Source organism: Parabacteroides sp. AF48-14 (assembly GCF_003477465.1).
GTDB lineage: Bacteria > Bacteroidota > Bacteroidia > Bacteroidales > Tannerellaceae > Parabacteroides > Parabacteroides acidifaciens.
In genome coordinates this window covers 25,405-45,114 of record NZ_QUDI01000044.1, presented here as the reverse complement: position 1 = coordinate 45,114, position 19,710 = coordinate 25,405, and the positions used below count along the sequence as shown (strand labels likewise).

At 41.9% G+C, this 19,710-nt stretch carries 13 protein-coding genes and 1 pseudogene; 12 read left to right on the top strand and 2 right to left on the bottom strand.

Annotated features, from left to right (window positions below; all coding sequences use genetic code 11):
* The 5 genes and pseudogenes from DW083_RS17830 to DW083_RS17810 all read left to right on the top strand — a co-directional run.
* Positions 1 to 344, top strand: a pseudogene (locus DW083_RS17830) (hypothetical protein); the annotation flags it as partial.
* Between the two features lie 117 nt (positions 345 to 461).
* The gene (locus DW083_RS17825) at positions 462 to 935 is read left to right on the top strand and encodes a phage holin family protein (RefSeq protein ID WP_115501434.1); all 474 of its coding nucleotides are present in this window, start codon (positions 462 to 464) and stop codon (positions 933 to 935) included.
* Positions 919 to 1,437: a glycoside hydrolase family 108 protein gene (locus tag DW083_RS17820; RefSeq protein ID WP_115501435.1), complete on the top strand. Its 519-nt coding sequence runs from the start codon at positions 919 to 921 to the stop codon at positions 1,435 to 1,437. Before DW083_RS17825 ends, DW083_RS17820 begins: the two co-directional genes overlap by 17 nt.
* Complete coding sequence (locus tag DW083_RS17815) at positions 1,434 to 1,901, top strand: hypothetical protein (protein WP_115501436.1); 468 nt, start codon at positions 1,434 to 1,436, stop codon at positions 1,899 to 1,901. Before DW083_RS17820 ends, DW083_RS17815 begins: the two co-directional genes overlap by 4 nt.
* Positions 1,902 to 2,273: 372 nt before the next feature.
* Positions 2,274 to 2,867 carry a rhomboid family intramembrane serine protease gene (locus DW083_RS17810; RefSeq protein ID WP_122333315.1) on the top strand — a complete coding sequence of 198 codons (594 nt, stop codon included), beginning with the start codon at positions 2,274 to 2,276 and terminating at the stop codon, positions 2,865 to 2,867.
* A gap of 3 nt (positions 2,868 to 2,870) precedes the next feature.
* Here the strand turns inward: DW083_RS17810 and DW083_RS17805 are convergent, their stop codons facing one another.
* Positions 2,871 to 5,678 carry a TonB-dependent receptor gene (locus tag DW083_RS17805; RefSeq protein ID WP_122333314.1) on the bottom strand — a complete coding sequence of 936 codons (2,808 nt, stop codon included), beginning with the start codon at positions 5,676 to 5,678 and terminating at the stop codon, positions 2,871 to 2,873.
* Positions 5,679 to 5,907: 229 nt separating this feature from the next.
* Positions 5,908 to 6,459 (bottom strand): RNA polymerase sigma-70 factor, encoded by a 552-nt coding sequence (locus DW083_RS17795; protein ID WP_115499665.1) that lies wholly within the window; start codon positions 6,457 to 6,459, stop codon positions 5,908 to 5,910.
* Between the two features lie 292 nt (positions 6,460 to 6,751).
* Between DW083_RS17795 and DW083_RS17790 the strand changes: the two genes are divergently transcribed.
* From DW083_RS17790 to DW083_RS17760, 7 genes are all read left to right on the top strand, one after another.
* Complete coding sequence (locus tag DW083_RS17790; protein ID WP_233552272.1) at positions 6,752 to 7,789, top strand: FecR domain-containing protein; 1,038 nt, start codon at positions 6,752 to 6,754, stop codon at positions 7,787 to 7,789.
* A 178-nt stretch (positions 7,790 to 7,967) separates the two neighbouring features.
* Complete coding sequence (locus DW083_RS17785; RefSeq protein WP_122333312.1) at positions 7,968 to 11,375, top strand: TonB-dependent receptor; 3,408 nt, start codon at positions 7,968 to 7,970, stop codon at positions 11,373 to 11,375.
* Between the two features lie 11 nt (positions 11,376 to 11,386).
* On the top strand, positions 11,387 to 13,276 hold the full coding sequence (locus DW083_RS17780; protein ID WP_115499667.1) for a RagB/SusD family nutrient uptake outer membrane protein: 1,890 nt from the start codon (positions 11,387 to 11,389) through the stop codon (positions 13,274 to 13,276).
* 15 nt (positions 13,277 to 13,291) lie between these two features.
* Positions 13,292 to 13,795 carry a hypothetical protein gene (locus tag DW083_RS17775; RefSeq protein ID WP_115499668.1) on the top strand — a complete coding sequence of 168 codons (504 nt, stop codon included), beginning with the start codon at positions 13,292 to 13,294 and terminating at the stop codon, positions 13,793 to 13,795.
* Between the two features lie 15 nt (positions 13,796 to 13,810).
* Entirely contained in the window at positions 13,811 to 14,803 is a 993-nt protein-coding gene (locus tag DW083_RS17770; protein WP_122333317.1) for a DUF4466 family protein, read from the top strand.
* Positions 14,804 to 14,919: 116 nt separating this feature from the next.
* The gene (locus DW083_RS17765; protein WP_122333311.1) at positions 14,920 to 17,007 is read left to right on the top strand and encodes a right-handed parallel beta-helix repeat-containing protein; all 2,088 of its coding nucleotides are present in this window, start codon (positions 14,920 to 14,922) and stop codon (positions 17,005 to 17,007) included.
* Positions 17,008 to 19,674 carry a heparinase II/III family protein gene (locus tag DW083_RS17760; RefSeq protein WP_122333310.1) on the top strand — a complete coding sequence of 889 codons (2,667 nt, stop codon included), beginning with the start codon at positions 17,008 to 17,010 and terminating at the stop codon, positions 19,672 to 19,674. It begins immediately after the preceding gene.
* The last annotated feature ends 36 nt before the right edge of the window (positions 19,675 to 19,710 follow it).

Sequence of the window (19,710 nt, the reverse complement as noted above, 5' to 3'; positions counted from 1 at the left end):
CAATGCGCTTGTTAGCAATGGCCGCCTGCATCGGCCTAATCGGGGTCGGCCTGGCCCCCGATTTCCGCGATGACTGGATCAACAAGATCCACTGCGGGTCGGCAGCGTTGACACTGGTATCCTCTCAACTCTGGGTCGGTTGCACATCGTATTGGTGGGTACTTATCCCGATATGGATTGCGTTTATCGTTTACACGGTAATAGGCATGAGTAAGCACGTAACCGGTGATATCTGGCAGGACTTTGTGTCGACTAAACCGATGTTCTGGTGCGAGATTGCTGCACTTAGTTCGACTTATTGTGCGTGTGGGCTTGCGTTTAAATTGCTTTTAAAAAGCCTTTAAATTGCTTTTAAAAAAGCAGCCCGGATCTCACGATTCAGACTGCTTGGACAAAATTTTTAAAATTCCATTAAAGCAACAAATGTAACGATTAAAAACAGAAGGAGGTGTTAAGTGAAGATGTTTAATGGCATGTATGAGATGTTGATTATCGTGATATTCGAGTTCTTTCTTGTATTTATTGCGATGGGCTGGGATTTCTGTTCCGGATATTATAAAGCAAAACTACGTCATGAGGACCGAAACAGTTACGGCTTACGTCGAACAGTGAGCAAGTTTATTCTGTATGCCGGTAGTATATGTATCGCCTGCGGTGTCGATTCTATTAGCTTCGTCTGTCGGTTCTGGGAATTTATTCATCTGTCCCCACTAATGAAAGTGCCGGTAGTGTCGTCTATCGTAGCGGTATTTATTCTCGTGACAGAAGGACGGTCGATCTGGGAAAAGGCAGACGCTAAACAACGCCGTCAGGCAGCAAAATCAATTGATCTATTAAGTAGTATAGTTAGTAAAGAATCTCTCAAAGAAGCCTTTACACAGGCACTCATTGAGGCAAAAGATAAGGAGGACAAAGAATATGGCAGATGTGAATAAATTGGCGCCGTTCATCCTGCAATGGGAAGGCGGCTTTGTGAATGATCCTGATGACTTGGGAGGCGCGACGAATAAGGGGATAACTCTTTCAACGTATGAGTCGTTTTGTCGGAGAAAGGGTTATCCTAAACCAACAGTTGAAAGATTGAAAAATATCTCTCAGACTGATTGGATAGAGATCCTAAAAACAATGTATTGGGATAAGTGGAAGGCTGATCAGATAATGAATCAATCTGTCGCAAATATTTTAGTTGATTGGGTATGGGCTTCCGGCGGATACGGTATTAAGCGCCCGCAAAAAATATTAGGTGTCAAAGTAGACGGTATTGTTGGCTCACTTACAATATCGGCAGTGAATGCCTGTGATTCCCGCGAGCTGTTCTATGCGATTAAGTCCGATCGCATAAAATTTATAGATGAAATATGTGAGTCTCGTCCAGTAAACAATAAGTTTAAACGGGGATGGCTGAATCGTATTAACGCTATAAAATTTGAACCATGAAAACCTGGCACGTCATAATACTTTGTGCTCTCTGTTCTTGTGGAACTTCAAAGCGATCCACAGAGGCAGAGAGATACCGGCAGGCCGAAATTGAGCTTTCGGATAGCCTTTTCTGGCGGGACAAGCTCGAGCGGACGGAATTACGTATGTCTGAAGAGATGTTAAACGCCAGGATTATTATAACAAACTGGTCTCAACCGGATAGCATCGGCAGGCAATATCCGACTAAAACAACCGAGATAGATATGAGCAGGCAGAAAAATGAATCGGATAGTACAAAGGTTCAATCAGGATCTAATGCTATTCAAGTCAAAAAACAAGATATAAAGATTCAGGATTCCGAAACCGTAAAAGAGGATGTCAAAAAAGATTCCCGGCTTGTTCCCGTATGGGTGTGGTGGGTATTGGCTTTAGGATGTGTTGCAGTCGCTTTGCTTGCTTGGCTCGTTAAAAGACGAAAGTAGTTTCTTTTTGTTTCATATTAGATTTAATGTTAATAGTGTAATGGCCGCTCTGCCTGTGAAGGTGGGGCGGTTTTTGTGTTTATCGTTTTGTGGAATGAAAGTTTGCCCGTATCTTTACAAAAATTTTACAAGGAATATATTGGAAAATATCAAAGTTATTGAAAATCATACGATAAGGTGTGGTTTGTTATTTTTGTACCACAAAAATAATGATTTGTGCTGACAATTAATCTTATTTCGGGAGTTTTGTTCCATTGGAATGATATATCTCCATGTAAGCAATAATGTCAGGTTTACTTAATAAGCGGCTTGTTAGATATGACTCTGTTTGGAATTTTACTACTTTTGCCGGCATTAAATATTGAACAGGTTATGATTACTTATATTATTATCGGGATTACGGTTGTCGTGTCCTACATCTGCTTCGGCAACCAGGAGTTATTTCGGAAGTTGGCTTTCATCCCTTACCGCACGGTCCATAATCATGAATGGTACAGGCTGATTACGCATGGCTTTGTGCATGCCGACATGACACACTTGCTTGTGAACATGTTTACCTTCTGGTCATTCGGGACGTATATGGAGAGTGCTTTCCGTTATATGGGACTCGGTACGGGCGGTTACTTGGGACTGTACTTCGGCGGAATGGTCGCAGCTTCGATTTACGACCTGATCCGCCGTCGCAATGATCCTTATTACGTCTCGATAGGAGCTTCGGGAGCTGTTTCGGCTGTTCTGTTTTCCTCCATCTTACTAAACCCTTGGGGGAAGATTCTGTTTTTTGCCGTGCTGCCGATACCGGGTATTATCTTCGGTGTGCTCTATTTAGCTTATTGCCAGTATATGGCAAAGCAGGCGGGCGATAACATTAATCATAATGCCCACTTTTACGGTGCGCTTTATGGCTTGCTCTATCCGGTCATCCTCGAACCTTCACTCCTTCGGGTTTTCCTCTCTCACTTTTGATAATCAGAACCTTCCACCCGGACCACCATGGCGCGGGCCTCTTCCGCCCGGTCCCTGTACATCGTTCATGCTGGCACCGCCTTTGAAGATGCTGAAGCGGTAGATGAAATGTACCATAAAGTAGCTGCTTAGCGTGTTATACTCCGTATCCTGCGTATAGCTGGCGGTTACACTACGGGAGATGTTGCTGCGTTGTTTCAGGATATCGTATATCTTGAAACGAAGCGTTGCCTGCTTCCCTTTCAGGAATGATTTGGAGGCGGAGGCATTCCATAGCACTTCCTTTTGCTTGAATCCGTCGGAATATCCGGAGTTTGTCGACCAGGTGATGTCGCTTTCAACCTTGAAATCGAGCGGGAGGTAGATTGTAGTTGTTCCCCCCAGCCCATAGTTGAAAGCGTTCAGGTCACTTTGTCCCTGGAGTGAGTTCTGAGTCCCGTTATAGCGGATGTTGCCGTTCAGCCCGAGGTCCAGATAGTCGGAACGGAAGTCGATACCGGCGCGTTCCATCAAAACAAGGTTCTTATTCGTATTCTTTTCGTCGTTGATGAACCCGTTGCTGTTGGCATAAGAACCCATCGTCATCGAGTTGATCGAGAATTTCCGGTTCTTGAGCGGTGTGTTGAACAGGATGCGGAGGTTACCGTTGTAATTTCCGTTCACGTTGTCATACGTCGTCATTTTCTTACCGGTACTTCCGACATAGACGGATTTGTTGACGATATCGTTGATGATATAGTTGAAGTTCAACATCATCATCATAGCCGTTTGCTTCTCAGGTATGAACTTCTGGAAGCGGGCGGACAGGTTGTTCGTGTAGGTCGGTTTCAAGTCCGGATTACCCATTGTCGTGTTCAGCGGGTCGGATATATCGGCAACGGGCTGTAACTGCGTCATACTGGGCTGGCTGGTCCGGCCGCGATAGTTAATGCGGAGGTTTGTCCGTTTGTCAAACTTGTAGTTGAAGCGAACCATCGGTGAGAGGTTCACTACGTTACGCGACAGTTTGGATAGTGTCGTGTCACCTACGAAGTTCTCACTTGTGCTGTGCGACGGGTCCACAGTCAGACCGACCGTGTAATCGTATTTGGCACGGACTGCCTTGAATGCAAGGCTGACCTGCTGGTTGATGAAGTTATTCCGGTAACTCTTGCTGTAGGCCGTATCGAGCAGATTATAGTCGTCGCTGCCCTCTTCCCGCGTGTAGGAGTTTTTCAGTGACTCCTGTTTGTTCTGGCGGATGCTGTAGGTCGCCTGGATAAAGTTGTTATGCCCGATCGGTTCCACCCAGGAAAGGTAAGCCCGGTAGTTGTAGCCTTTATTGTCGTAGCGGAAACGCTGGTCAATCAATTCGTTTTCCTGTCCGGCGGCCATCATCATGTATTCCGTATTGGAATAGTTCAGTCCCTTATTATAGGAATCGCTCAAGCCTCCCGAGAGAGAGCCGCTGAAGACACGTCCTTCACTGTTCAGTTTCCGGCTGAATTCGAGTGTGGCATTGGCATTGTAGCCTTCGCCATCGGAGAGGTAGTCCGATTCGCCGACGTTGACTGTGTCTCGCAGACCGTTCAAGGTGTTGAAGCGGCTTCCCTCGCGGCTATGGCTGTTGCTGTAGCTGAAGTTCGGACGGAAGATGATTTGGGTGAGCGAGTCCGGCTTCCATTCCATACGGATGTCAGCGGCCACATTGTCGCTCCGAGTGTTGCTGTTGTTGTTTTCATTATAAAAAGAGGTGCTATCGCCGGGCAAGATATTTTGCCGGTTACTTTTACTGATAGCGTCGTTGTCGGAATGGGAATACCGGAGGTTGCCGCCGACAGTCAGTTTCGGATTGAACTCTTTACTGAAGTTGAGGCCGATATTGCCGGAAGTCGTGATACCGTTGCCGGCTCCGCCACCGCCCCGCCTGCCGCGTGGTCCGCCCATTCCTGAAAACATGGTGGAAGCAAGATCCGAGAATCCCATATTGTTCGTATTGTTGATACCTCCCATCAAGGTCAACTGGTCGTTGTTAATAAAGCGGTTCACCATGAAGTTCCCCTCATACCGGTCCTCGCTGCCGTAGCCGGCAAAAGCGTTCCCGAACCAACCCTGTTTCATCCCGGGCTTGACAGTCAGGTTGATGACGGTCTCTTCATCGCCGTCGTCGAATCCGGTCATCCGGGCCATATCGCTCAGTCTGTCCAATACCTGTACTTTGTCAATCATCTTCGACGGCAGGTTCTTGGAAGCTACTTTCGGGTCGTCGGAGAAGAACTCCTTCCCGTCGATCAGCACTTTTTTGATTTCTTTTCCGTTGACGGTGATTTTTCCTTCGCTGTCTATTTCCACGCCCGGCATCTTCTTCAACAAATCTTCCAGCATGGAACCTTCCGTTACCTTATAAGAGTCGGCATTATATTCCATCGTATCGTTGCGCACCGTCACTTCCGGGGCTTTCCCGATCACGACTGCTTCACCCAGTTGGATCGCTCCGTCGCTCAAGGCGAGTTTACCTAATTTGACCGGATTTGTCTTTCCCGTAATCTGCAGAGGTTGATAAAGCGGATCGAATCCGACAAACGATACGTGCAGCAGATAGCTGCCGTTTTTAATATTCTTAAGAGTGAAAGCCCCGTTACGTGAAGTCGCGACACCTCCGACCATCGAACTGTCTTTTACGCTAAGCAAACGAACCGTCGCCTGTTCGATCGGTTCATTAGTCCCCTCCTCAACCACCGCTCCGGTGATGTCTACGCCGCCGCGCTGCGCGTATGCTGGCATAGTCAACAGAATTAAAAACAGAATTGCAAAATACCTTCCCAGTTTCATAACTTTTGTTTTATCTTATCTGATATTAAGTACGAAAAGATAGACACGGAAGCCTCCCGGAAGTTTAACAAGACTTGGGCGGATTTTGATTTATTAACGAATAAGTGTTGCATTAGGCCAGCAGGAAACTTGTTAATGAGGATGTCATTAATATTTTTGCCACCCTCGAAAATATTGATGGGGGCGTCGGAAACATTTATGAGGGTGTCGAAAATATACTCTCTGCTGATCAAAAAATAAAAGCGAGAAGCGGCAAATAGTCCTTTAAACTGTGACGGAGTATTTTTAAAGCCTGTGATATTCTATACTCGACGGTTTTTATGGATATACCGAGTCTATCGGCTATCTGTGCGTTTGTCTTTTCTCCGAAACGGCTAAGTATGAATGTGTCCCGGTAAGTCTCCGGCAGGTCGTCTATGGCTTTCCTGATATTTGCAGTCAGTTCGTTGACAAAATAGTAGTCCGGATCTTCAAACTGATCTTTGATTTTTTCATAAATCTGGTTATGGATGCGTTCATGATACTGGTTTTTCTTGATCGCGTTCAAGCAGCGGTGTTTAGTGGAAATAAACAGATAAGATTTCAAGGACGTCTCAATTACGAGATTTTCTTTCGTCTCCCAGATGAAGAGCATGAGTTCCTGAACAAGTTCTTCTGAATCATCATCGGAAATATATTGGGAGGCATATTCACAAAGTGGTGAGTAATACTTGACAAATAGTTGTTTGTAAGCATCTTCATCCCCTTTTTGTAATAAAGTTATCAGATCATTCTCTTCCATATCCCTCTACCATATGAATTAAAAATTACGTTTTTTCATAATCTTTGGACAAATGTAGGAAAAAAACAGATAGATCACCATGTCGGGTTATATCTTCCAGGTCAACAGTACCAAAATTTGCGTTCATTTTTTATTAAAATCGATGTAGTTGGCTATTTCCCTATCGATTTGTTATTTTTTTTAAGATATAATTCGGTCAAAGCAAAAATTCCGGAATATTTTTGCAAAACTGTTTAGGGTGACTCCTCTTGGCATTTGTCGTATATATAGAATGAGATCAGAAAAGACATCTATGACGGTTGATAATCCGGGGAGTTCTGCTATTTTGAAATATATCCGGAATACTGCTTCTGAAGAGGAGCAGGTACAAATTGATATTTGGTTGAAAGAAGATCCGGAGCATGAGAAAACTTTATTGCAAATAGCCCGCATCTATTATGCCAATCAAACTCAAGAACGTATTGCTTCACGTAATTCTTTGTGGGCTTATAAGAAGGTTAAAAAACGAATAGATAATAGAAGAAAAAAACTGTGGCTATATCGGGCTTCAGTTGTTGCTGCTTGCTTTATAGGTGTTTTGGCCATGTCGACAGTCATTTCGTTTTTGTTGCATAAGTCTTCGATGCTTACACCGCAACAAATAACGGTTTGTGCGAATAGAGGCGTGCGAACTTGTTTGGACTTGCCCGATGGCTCAATCGCTTATTTGAATTCCGGAAGCACACTTTCTTATCCATTATCCAATGATGGAAAAGAAAGGCGGGTCATGTTATCTGGGGAAGCTTATTTTTCTATAAAACATGATGCGGAGCGTCCTTTTATCGTTAGTGTGTTCGAAGACAGGATGAAAGTGAAAGTCCTCGGGACAGAATTTAATGTTCAGGCTTATAAAAATGATAATATCATACAAACAACCTTAGTAACAGGATCGGTTAACATTGAAACGAAAGATATAAATGGGGAAACAATTGAAAGAAATTTGTCTCCGGCTGAAAAAGCTATTTATGATTTGTCGAATAACACTTTGGACGTTATAAAAGTGGATGTTGAAAGTGAGATTGCTTGGAAAGAGGGACGTTTGATTTTTAAAGAGACACCTCTACCTGATGTATTGAAAAGCTTGGCTAACTTTTATGACGTGGATTTTGAAATTCGGGACTCGGTACTTAATTCATACCGTTTTACAGGTACTTTTAACAATCGGCAGTTACCGCAAGTCCTGGATTATCTACGGATATCTTCTCGTATTAATTATTCGATAAAGCGAATGGAGGCGGATGACAGCTTGTCCGAACAACGAGAACTGGTGGTACTTCAAAAGATGAAATGATAATAAGTTTTCTGAATATAAATGTTGAACTTAAATTTAATGCTTATGAGATAAATTAGAGAAAAAGGATGTAAAAGTAGAGAGTCTGACGAAGAAATATTCGTGATTTCCTTCGCCAAAATAATTAAGAGTCTGTATTTCCAGACTAAATTTTAATCTTAAATCAATAATTACAAGTATGGCTAAAAATGATGATGGCTGGCTGGATAAGATATCTTATCCAATACCAGATTTAGGAAAATCTGGTATTTGTCGTGTATTCAATTTGATTTTTTTACTTCTGTTTATATCTGTTGAAGTGGCATTCTCTTCTAATACTTATGCCCAAAACACAGTGTTATCCATAAGTGCTGAGAAAAAGAGTATAGCAGAAGTGTTGGACGTTATAGAAAATAAATCGGATTTCCATTTTTTCTATAATAGTAAGTTAGTAAATGTAGATCGCAAAGTTACATTTGAAGTTAACAACAAAGATGTTTTTACGATTTTAGAAATCTTATTCAAAAACACCAATATCGCTTATAGAGTTGTTGATAAGGATATAATCTTAACGGCATCAGCAGCTTCGAAAGGTGAAAAACAACAAGCTAACAGGCGGATTACGGGAGTGATTAAAGACGTAACAGGTGAACCCGTTATTGGTGCAAATGTCGTGCTAAAGGGAGACAATGGAACTGGTACGATCACTGACATAAATGGCCAGTATAGTTTGGAGGTCCCTCAAAATGCAATTTTAATAATTTCTTATATCGGATATACCCCTGTAGAAATTCCGGTAAAAGATCAATCAGAGATTAATGTAACATTAAAAGAGGATTCACAAGCGATCGAAGAGGTTGTCGTTGTCGGTTACGGTACCCAAAAGAAGGTAAACTTGGTTGGAGCGGTTGCAGCAGTCAATGTTGACGAAAAAATAACAAGCCGTTCATTATCCAACGTTTCAACTGGTCTTTCCGGCTTAATACCCGGTTTGCAAGTTTCCCAAACAACCAGTATGGCGGGTAATGATAATGCATCTTTGATGATTCGTGGTATGGGTACGGTCAACAATACCAGTCCGTTAATTGTAGTTGATGGTATGCCTGATGTTGATATCAATCGTATTAATATGGCAGATGTTGAAAGTATTTCTGTATTAAAAGACGCAGCTTCGGCTTCTATCTACGGATCTCGTGCAGCCAATGGAGTTATCTTGATCACAACCCGTACAGGTAAAAAAGGAAAGACGAGCATCAATTTCACCGGTTCTTATGCTATAGAGAAACCGTCACGCTCTTATGATTTCATGGATGATTATCCACGTGCATTAACACTACATCAATTCAGGGCTGCATCGGGTACTAAACGGGAAAGTTATAATTTTAAGGATGGGACGATTGATCAATGGATGGCGTTAGGCATGATCGATCCGTTGCGATATCCGAATACTGATTGGTTCGATGCATTTATGCGAACCGGTACTCTTCAAAACTATACGCTTTCAGCAACTGGTGGAAATGATAAATCGAATTTCTACATTTCTATCGGTATGATGGATAAAGAGGGTATTCAGATGAAAAACGATTTCAAACGTTATAACACCCGTTTCAATTATGACTATAATATGTTCAATAATGTGAAAGTCGGTGCTCGTGTTGATGGCAACTGGTCTGAATTTACTTATAGCGGCTTTGCCGATGGAATCACAAATAATGATACAAGCGATTCCGGCGGCGGTGATATGCAATATGCAGTTGCCGGTATTACACCTTATGATCCTGTTACAGGTCGCTATGGTGGGGTTATGGCTTACGGCGAAGATATACAGGCCTATAATCCGTATGCCTTTTTTGACAGCCGTAACCCGAAACAGACTCGCCAGCAGCTGAACGGAAGTCTCTTTTTGGATTGGGAAGTGTTTAAAGGATTTACGGCCCATGTGGATTATGCTTTGAGTTTTAGTAACTATTTTCAGAAAAGGGCTGACATGCCGACTGATGCAGCTTACGATTTTCAAACCGGACAGAACCTCGGACGTTACTATGTTGCAGATAATGTGGGGGTAAGCGACAATAATACTACTAACTATAAGACGCAACTGAACGGTCGCTTGCAATATGAAACGACAATCGCGAAGAATCATCATATAGGTGCCATGTTTGTCTATAGTGAAGAGTATTGGCACACCCGCTCAACAGGTGCATCCCGTAACGATCGTATCCATCCGTCTACCAGCGAAATCAATGCCGCTTTGACGAATGTTCAGAGTAATTCGGGAAGTTCTGCTTCCGAAGGTTTGAGATCTTATATCGGCCGTCTGAACTATAGTGCTTATGACAAGTACTTATTGGAATTCAGTTTTCGTCTGGACGGTTCTTCAAAGTTTGTCAAAGGTCATCAGTATGGTTTCTTCCCGACTGTTGCGGTTGGGTGGCGTTTCACCGAAGAAGAGTTCCTGAAGAAATATCTCTCCTCATGGTTATCCAGCGGTAAACTTCGTGCCTCTTGGGGTAAGTTAGGTGATAACTCCGGAGTCAACCGTTTTGAACAGTTGGAAACATTAACCGCCATGAATTATATGTCAAGTGATGTCGTTAAGGGATTTGTCAACAAGAAAATGATTAATAAAGATCTTTCTTGGGAAGTTTCGACTGATATCAACGTTGGTTTGGATTTAGGTTTTTTGGATAACCGCTTACGCACGGAAATAGATTTTTATAACCGTTTGCGTACGGGTATGAATCGTCCGTCCCAAATGTCAATACACTTAACTGGGGCTTATAGTGCTCCTCGTGCCAATATCGGAGATTTGCTAAACAGAGGTTTGGAATTGAACTTGACTTGGAAAGATAAAATCGGTAATGTAGAATATTCTATCAACCTGAATGGAGCTTATAACCGGACAGTATTGAAAGAGTGGAATGAATTTCTTAGTCGTGGCTGGATATATTTAGATATGCCTTACCATTTCTTATATGTTTATGAAAATAATGGTATTGCTCAAACTTGGGAGGATATTTATAATAATACCCCCCAAAGTTTATCGCCAGGTGATGTGATTCGTAAAGATTTGAATGGTGATGGTATAATCGATGGTAAAGACAAGAAAGCTTATCCGAATATTCAAAGAGATCGTCCAACGACAACTTACGGTATCACTTTACAGGCTGCTTGGAAAGGATTTGATATCTCGATGTTGTTTAATGGTGGATTAGGGCGTAAAGATTTTTGGCTTACGGATTTCAATCAGACAAAAATTAATGATAGACGTTATGCCTCCACTTGGGATCATTGGACAGAACCTTGGTCTTTGGAAAATAGAAATGGAGCATGGCCGAGGTTAGGATCGGATACGGATAGAAGTGATAATAATTTCTGGCTCTATAATATGAATTACTTGAGAATGAAAAATATCATGTTGGGATATAATTTGCCCCAAAAACTCTTGTCTAAGATCTCAATGACAAATTTGAGGATTTATGTATCTGCCGAGAATTTGTTTACTGTAACACAATATCCGGGTTTGGACCCTGAAAAGAAAAACAGTACTCGTGACTTATATCCGATTAACCGGTCTTTCTCAATTGGTCTTAATGTTAGTTTTTAAACAGTAATGGTATGAAAAATAATGGATTTAAAATATTAACAATCGCATGTGTTGTTGGCGCCAATCTGACGTTTTCTTCATGTGTAGATAATTTATTGAACCAGACTCCGGCAGGAGAACTTGCTTCTTCCTTATATTGGAAAACCGAAAGTGATGCCGAATATGCGATCAATGGGGTTTACAGTCAGGCGCGAGCTATGTTCAACCGTGATTATGTATTCGATGGAAATACGGAATATCTGAGATTCAGGGGAAATGTTGGGACGTCTCAAGCTACCGGAGACAGAAGCATTGCCTACCGTAATGGAAAGTATGACAATCCTTCTGCTACATACGGAAGTAATTTTGATACTTACTATCAATATGCTTATGCAACGGTCAATCGTGCTAACTATGCTATTCAAAATATAGAGAATATGCTTCCTGATGCAAAGACAGAAGAATCTAAAGCAAAGTTGGAAGCTTTTATCGGTGAAGCCAAAATGTTGAGGGGTATGGCTTATTTCCGCTTGATCTCGATGTGGGGAGATGTTCCGTATTTTGATAAGATCATAGAAAGCAACGATGAGGTAGCTAACATCTCACGTACATCGATCACAGAAATCAAACAGCATATTTATGACGATTTTACTTATGCTTGGGAAAAATTGCCGGCAAAACCTGTGGCATTAGGACGCTTTACCAAGTGGGGAGCTTTGGCATTTCGGGGTAAGCTGCAACTTTTTTGGGCTTGTTGGAATCGTACATCTTGGCCTTGGGATACACCTGTTTCTCCTGATGGAGGTTGGCCGGAGTTGGATACATTCACACCAAGTGCCGCCGAATCGGCACAAGCGTATAAAGATGCAGCTGCTGACTTTAGGAAAGTGATTGAGGAATCCGGTCTTGCATTGTTCAAGAACGGTGAGCCGGGTGACTGGGGTGAAATGGGTGGATGTGAAATCTTGCCGAATTATTTCCATCTTTTCTTGCCGACAGCCAATGCAGATCCTGAGCTAATGGTTGGATTTACACATGGTGGTACCGGAACCGGTCAAGGTGAAGAACTGATGAGGGATTTTGGTACACGTGCTACAGAAGGTAGCCAAGGTTGGGGACAACCACGCGCAGAATTGGCCGATCGTTATCAGTCTACTATTACCGGTGATTTCTGCGAGAAACTGATACCCAAGAATCCGACAGATGAAGACGCTCGTACGGCAGTTAATTCTGCCTTGAACCCGGAATCATATAAAGATCGTGATTACCGAATGAAATCAACTTTATTATGGGATGGAGAAACGATGGTGACTATGTTGAGTTTGGCTTTCGACCAAATCCGTAAATACCAATACAAGACATTGAAAGGTACGGTTGATGGGTATGGAGCTATCAATGCCGATGGCGACCAGACTGGTTATATCATGAGAAAGTTTGTCCGCAATTATGCCGGACAAGGTCGTTCGGACGGTGACTACCATATGCCGGTCATGCGTTTGGCAGATGTCTATCTGATGTATGCGGAAGCAGCCAATGAGGCTTATGGCCCTATAGGTGATGGAGGTTTGGCGCTTGATGTTGTCAACCGGGTTCGTCATCGTGGTAACTTGCCGGCATTGAAGCCTGAGAAATACACGGACAAACTGACGTTCTTTTATGCAATCGAGCAGGAAAGAATCATCGAGCTGTTTGCTGAAGGCCAGCGTTTTTTCGATCTTCGCCGTTGGAGATCCATAGAACGGGTTTTCTTGCCGCCGCAAACATCTCCGGGTGTTAGAATGTATGATACACATGGAGCTTTGAGGCAGACTGTTTTCAATAATACACCTTTGTTGAACTATCAACGGAACTATATTTTCCGGATTCCGCCTTCTGAAAGAAATAAAAATCCGAATTTAACACAGAATACACCATGGTTATAATTAAAATAGGATGATATGAAAAAGATGATTAATAAAATATGTTTATTCCTGTTCACAACCCTGCTCATGGCAGCTTGTACTGATTTTCCTGTAGATGAAGATGGTTTGCTGATCACAACAAGGGCGGAATGTTATGTGAGCAATTTTGATTTGTGGGATACTGATTATCAAACAATCAAATTAGGTAATGCTTATGTTGATACGACTGCTCAGGTTGCTATCATGTATGTTAAATTCGGTACGCCACTTAACAATTTGTGGCCTCGTATTTCTCTTTGTGAAGACGCAAAATTGGCTCCTAAAATTACAGGTTGGATGGATTTTTCAGGTTCTAAGATGGATATGGATTTTGTCGAAGGTGACTGGAAATCAGGAAATCCGTCAGGCCAGTTAGGCGAACGTATCGTCAGTAACCCGTCGGCATTTCCCTCGACGGCTAAACGGTTTACAGTAATCGCTGGTAATCGTGAAATAAAGAAGGAATATGTATTCCTTATAGTAGAAAGACCGTTGCAATAATAAAAAATGAAAAGTATGAAACTGAAATATTATTATTTTATATTGCTGTCATTTGCTTTAACTTTGGTTGCATGTGATGATGATCCTGTATTATTGAAGGATCCTGTATCTGCGTTAAGCAATGATTGCATTAAACGCAGTCTGCCTATAGCACCGAATATCGTAGGCAATGAGATTGAATTTGCATATGCGATGGCAATTCCCAAAGAATTGGGAAAACTGTCATCCGCTCAAGTCGTGAGTAGTATAGCCGGAGCTGCCGGTACCTATTTTGATCCTAATTCGTATTATACCAATTCGTCCGGTAAGGATATTCCGGTAAAAGTTTGTTCTGATTCGCAAACAAGCGGGGCAACAACTACCATAAACTTTACAGTTGATACTTGTGCGGCAACCTTGCGTTTTTATTATATAATTCCAGAGGAGGCTCGTGGAAAAGAGGTACGGTTCTCTTTCTCAGTTAAAGCCAGTAATGGTCAGACTGCGGAATACCAATTAGGGCCGTATAAGATATCAAAAATGGATATGATCAAAAATTTATCAGTGACTAATGACAAATGTTATCTCTCATTTTCGGAAGAAGGAGAAGCTGTACATATTTATTCTAAGGAAGACTTGTTAGCCGATCCTTCATTAGCCGCGAAGATTGATATTATGTATGCTTACAGTGAGAAGACAGATTTGTCACACGCTTTCTACACAGGCTCTTCTCCTAAAGAATATATGGAAGATGCGGAACTTCCTTCCGGTTTTGTCAATAATACCAAGATGATTAAAATGTATGGTTTACAAGATCGTCAATTGGCCGATTTGCAATATAGTAAATTTGTTGATGATTTGGATTTTGAGACCATAGATATGTCGAAGGGAGTGAGCTATATTTTGGGATTGAAAGAAGAAGCCGGTGCCTGGGTTGAGACGGCTGATGGTAAGTATCGGGCATTCATTTATATCAACAAAGCACCGACTGGCGAAATGACTGTTAGTGCCAAAAGATATAAAATGTAAATTTATTTAATGGATTGATAGGTAGGCAAGTTGATGAGTTTGTATTTTTTGTTAACTTGCCTGCCAATTACCCAGTTTTGTTTTAGTCTATTCTATTATATAAACCAAATAATATCATGAGACACAATATACAATTACTATTGATCGTAAGCATGCTTTTGCTGGTGACTGACATTGGATTTGCCCAACAGTTTGTTCATCCGGGTATAGATATGAACCAAGCAGATCTGGAATATATGCGGGAACAAGTGTTGGATGGAAAGCAGCCTTGGAAAAGTGCTTATGATTTATTAAAAGAAAAAACATCTTTGAATTTTCAGGTAAAGCCTTTTGCTCATGTGATCAGCGGGCCTTATTCTAAGCCGGACATTGGTGGAAAGGAGTTGTCACAATCTGCACGTATGGCTTATAGTTGTGCTGTCTTATGGTATATTTCGAGAGACGATCGCTATGCGGAAATGGTGGTTGATATTATAGAGAAATGGGCTAATACCTTACGTAGTTTCGATGAAAACAATGCAAAACTGCTTGTTGCACTGACTGGTTATGAGTTTTGTAACGCTGCCGAAATTTTGCGGTATAACTATCCTGGGTGGCAAGAGAAAGATACGGAGAACATGAGCCGGCTGATGATGTCGGCTTTCTATCCGACTATTCGTTACTATTTTCCTGTTGCAAACGGTAATTGGGATGGGGCGATCATGCACACATTGTTAGCTATTGCCGTCTTTACTGGTAACCGGGAATTGTTTGATAATGCTGTTTATCATTATCTGCATGCCAATGCAAATGGTAGTCTGATCAAGTATATTTATCCTACAGGACAATGCCAGGAAACTCGCAGAGATCAGGGACATGTTCAAATGGGACTTTATGAGTTTTCAGGTGCGGCTCGTATTGCTTATACGCAAGGCGTGGATTTGTTTGGTGCGGCAGACAATAGATTAGCTTTAGGCTTGGAATATTCTGCGCGTTTTATTACCGGTGATTCTGTTTATGCTTACGGTGTCCCTTCGCAGAGGGAACGCTTCAAATACCGTTCGGGTTTTGAATATTGTATCGACCATTTTGCGGCAAAGGGTATTGATATGCCTTATTTGAAAGAATTGTGCAGTCGTACAGAGATGAATAATCCTGCAAGTGCGTTGTGGAAACTGACTGCATTCAGGGATGCGTTCCGGCAGAAACCTGCTGAGTTAACGGATGTTCAGGAAAGCAAGATAGCCTATCATGCAGGTGCTACACTGGAACAGACTCGACCGATTAGCCAGTCCATTATTGAAGTAAATGATCAGGAAGATCTCCAAACGATATTGAGGGCTAATGCGGGTTCTGGCAAAACAGTGTTCCTGCGTGCCGGTGAATATAAACTGAAACAATCATTGATCATTCCCTCGGATATACATATCTGTGGAGAAGGCCGGAGCACTGTTCTGATTTGTGAACCGACGGTCCGAACTGCAGCCATATTGTTGGGGGATTTAGAAGCGAAAAACATTACCATAGAGAATCTTATCGTGGAAGGAGCCAAGGAACATCAAGATGCTTATGATCCGAATTCAGGACGCTTTTATAGGACTGGGCGTTATAGCAATGCATTGGCTGGTATTTCCTTGCGAGGGGAGGCCGGACATACTTTTAGCAAGGTTAAATTGAAAGATCTGACTGTGATTAATTTCTCCAGATCTGGTGTTTACATATCGGATGCCAAAGGTGTGGAAATCGATCACTGTGATTTTACAGAAAATGGTGCACATGTTGTTCCCGGCCCAAGACTTCAACATAACCTGATGATACAACACTCCAGTGATATTATAATAAAGGACTCGCGGTTCGACACCTCTATACGCGGTTGTGGACTGGTTCTTGATCATTGTAAATCATTAAGGGTTGAGAACTGCGAGATTGCCAGAAATGGCTGGCATGGCATACTGATGGCAGAGTGTCACAATGGTGAAATTAGAAAATGTTTGATTGAAGGCAATGACGGATGTGGCTTTATGGGGGAATATTTACACGAGGGTTCCAGCCGGATTCAGATCAAACAAAATATGATTCAGTATAACAACAGCTACGGAATTCAGACATTTGCCCAGAGAGAAACCGATATCAAAGATAATCTCTACAGGTGGAATGGCAAAACAGAGCAACAGGAATACCTTTCTTCTGAGAAAAAACTGCAATTGGAACAATTAAATGAATAAATGATGAAAGTTCTATATAATATCATAGTTTTAGTCTTGTTTATCTGTTCTCCGGTTATGGCAGAGCGGCATCCGCATATCCTTGTCAACGAAGAGGATAAGGCTGCCATATTAGATAAAATAGAAAAAGAGACTTGGGCAAAACAAATTTTCAACCAGACGCAAGAGCGGTTGGAAGTTTATGTAGAGAGACACCAGGCAGATCCCCATTGGATTTTGGATCGCTATTTGATGAACAGGGTTCCGGGAAAACGTTACACTCATTTTATATCCGACAAAGAAGGAACACGGCTGATAGGCTACAGAGGCGACGCTCCGGTTCCGACTGTACGGGTTTCACCACATAAGCGTTCTCCGATAACAGCACAAGGCCGGGCTTATGTCGTCCCTGAAATAGAAAATCTTATTCCGAATGATACATCAATGACGATGAATTTGTTGAATCCTGTCACTCAGCAATATGAAAGAGTGGATCCGCAATCGTATGTGGCGGCGATTAATGGCAGAATCAACGTATTGGCTTATGAAGCTTCTGTTATTTACTGGCTGACGGGAGAAGAAAGGTATGCTAAATTTGCTGCTGATGTACTAAACCAATGGGTTAACGGGGTAGTATATCAGGAGCCGATTGACGGTCCGGGACGTACTGGATTTTTGGATATCCAGACATTGGGTGATGAGAAAGAGAAACCGTTGGTTTTGGCTTATGATTTCTTGTATCCTTATCTGGTGAAGCATGATTACTCTTTGGATAATTATGAAAAGGCTTTTGAAAAGATTGCCTGGACATTGTCATTCAGAGGGTATACAGGAAACAACTGGTTCGCGGCAGAAAGTTCAACGTTGGTTGCCGCCGCTTTGTCATTAAAGGATGCGCAGAAAAGAAATTATTATTTAGAGTTTTATTTGAGTCGGGATACGATTGTGGATGGTTGTGGGCAGTTAAGTCTACCTTCCGCAACAAAGCAATGGTTTACCGCAGATGGACATTGGAAAGAACCGGGAGGCTATCATAACTATCCTGTTTCGAAATTAATAGAGGCAGCTATGATGTTAGAGAATAATGGGTATCAGATTTTTAATAAATATCCTGAATTATTGAAGGCTGCTTATGTCATGTTGAAGTATTCTTTTCCTAATTTGACAGCTTCTGCTTTTGGTGATACCGGACGTCCGAGACAAAGCATTGAGTGTTTGGAAAGTGCTATAAAAATGGCTGATAAGTATTCATTATCAATTTTGCCGGATTTGGTAGATGCTGTGAAAATATTGGAAAATGCGGGCCTCTATGATCGTGAAAATACAGGGATAACCGGAGTGCTGTGTTTCTTGCCTAAACTGCCAGTCGTGAATACTAAAGGTGGAAAATTATGGAACCGGACAGAAAAATTGGATTTTGCATCTTGCTATCTTCAGAGAAATGGAATGGATCGGCAAAACGGATTGATGTGCGTTGTACAAGGAGCTACTTATAATCATAATCATTCTAATGGAATGAGTGTGGAATTGTATGGGGCAGGAACTGTGATGGGGATAGATCCGGGTAACGGTCCGACTTATGAGCATCCGATGCATGTGGAATATTATACCCAGTGGGCTGCACATAATACTGTGGTTGCAGCAGGATCTTCCACGTCGTTATCTCCTTTTAGAGGTGGTGGAGGTACTAAATCGATTGGAGCAGTAGAGTTGGTGTCGATGGAACCTTTAGCAGGGATAAAAGCACTTTCTGATGAGTTTTCTTATACATTGACTAAATACAAAGAAGGGGCGACAAAAACGAATCAGGAACGTTTACTCTCAATTGTACGCATAGATGAAGAACATGGCTTTTATGTGGATATTTACCGGTCTGACAATAAGGTAAGTAATGATTATTTGTATCATAATATAGGTGATAATGTGGAGCTTTATACGGTGGATGGTGATATAATAGAATTACAATCTATATCCTCATATCCTTGTGTCGGCAAAGATAGTCCTGGCTTGCGTTATTTTAAATCAGTCCGGACAACCGGTTGTTATGGAAAAGGCGTAGTGGCATTATTTTCAGCAGAGTCTTTGACTCCTAAACATGGATATATGAAAATGTGGATGCCGGCAACTCCTGATGTCTCTTATTTTACAGCTTTGTCTCCGGAAGCGAAGACAGCACAAGCACCCTATCTGCATAAACCTTTGCCTGTTGTTACTATGCGGATGGAAAAGGCTGCCGATAATCCTTTTGTTGCTGTTTACGAACCGACATCGGACGGTCTGTCTGGTGGGGTTATTAAAAATGTAGAACGGATAAAAATACCGGATGGAGTAAATGGTTCTGCTCTGACAGTAGAAACAAAGCAAGGGGATATTTATATTTTTGCCAGTACTCAAGAGCTTTTGGAAATTCCTGTCAGGGGAAAGAAATGTTGTGCCGATTGGAATATTTTTGCGCATACGAAGGATAAGAATATGATTTATGTCGGAAGCGGAACTTTTGCTGAAGATGAGAATTTCGAGATAAGAGCAAAAAAGAAGGGGAATTTTTTCCTGGAATATGATCAAAAGCATCTTTTGGTTCGTTCTAATGTCCCTATAGAAGTGATACCTAAGGATAAATCGGTTAATGAAAAATTGAGAGGGGAGAGTTATATCGATGCAGGTGAAAAATTATTTCCGTTAGAATAATTCTCTGATTTAAAATATTTAGTTGTAACTTAAATA

Coding starts and splice junctions, on each gene's coding strand:
- DW083_RS17810 (WP_122333315.1), top strand. CDS start 2,274: ATGATTACTTATATTATTATCGGGATTACGGTTGTCGTGTCCTACATC.
- DW083_RS17820 (WP_115501435.1), top strand. CDS start 919: ATGGCAGATGTGAATAAATTGGCGCCGTTCATCCTGCAATGGGAAGGC.
- DW083_RS17825 (WP_115501434.1), top strand. CDS start 462: ATGTTTAATGGCATGTATGAGATGTTGATTATCGTGATATTCGAGTTC.
- DW083_RS17815 (WP_115501436.1), top strand. CDS start 1,434: ATGAAAACCTGGCACGTCATAATACTTTGTGCTCTCTGTTCTTGTGGA.
- DW083_RS17770 (WP_122333317.1), top strand. CDS start 13,811: ATGAAACTGAAATATTATTATTTTATATTGCTGTCATTTGCTTTAACT.
- DW083_RS17765 (WP_122333311.1), top strand. CDS start 14,920: ATGAGACACAATATACAATTACTATTGATCGTAAGCATGCTTTTGCTG.
- DW083_RS17795 (WP_115499665.1), bottom strand. CDS start 6,459: ATGGAAGAGAATGATCTGATAACTTTATTACAAAAAGGGGATGAAGAT.
- DW083_RS17760 (WP_122333310.1), top strand. CDS start 17,008: ATGATGAAAGTTCTATATAATATCATAGTTTTAGTCTTGTTTATCTGT.
- DW083_RS17775 (WP_115499668.1), top strand. CDS start 13,292: ATGAAAAAGATGATTAATAAAATATGTTTATTCCTGTTCACAACCCTG.
- DW083_RS17790 (WP_233552272.1), top strand. CDS start 6,752: ATGACGGTTGATAATCCGGGGAGTTCTGCTATTTTGAAATATATCCGG.
- DW083_RS17785 (WP_122333312.1), top strand. CDS start 7,968: ATGGCTAAAAATGATGATGGCTGGCTGGATAAGATATCTTATCCAATA.
- DW083_RS17780 (WP_115499667.1), top strand. CDS start 11,387: ATGAAAAATAATGGATTTAAAATATTAACAATCGCATGTGTTGTTGGC.
- DW083_RS17805 (WP_122333314.1), bottom strand. CDS start 5,678: ATGAAACTGGGAAGGTATTTTGCAATTCTGTTTTTAATTCTGTTGACT.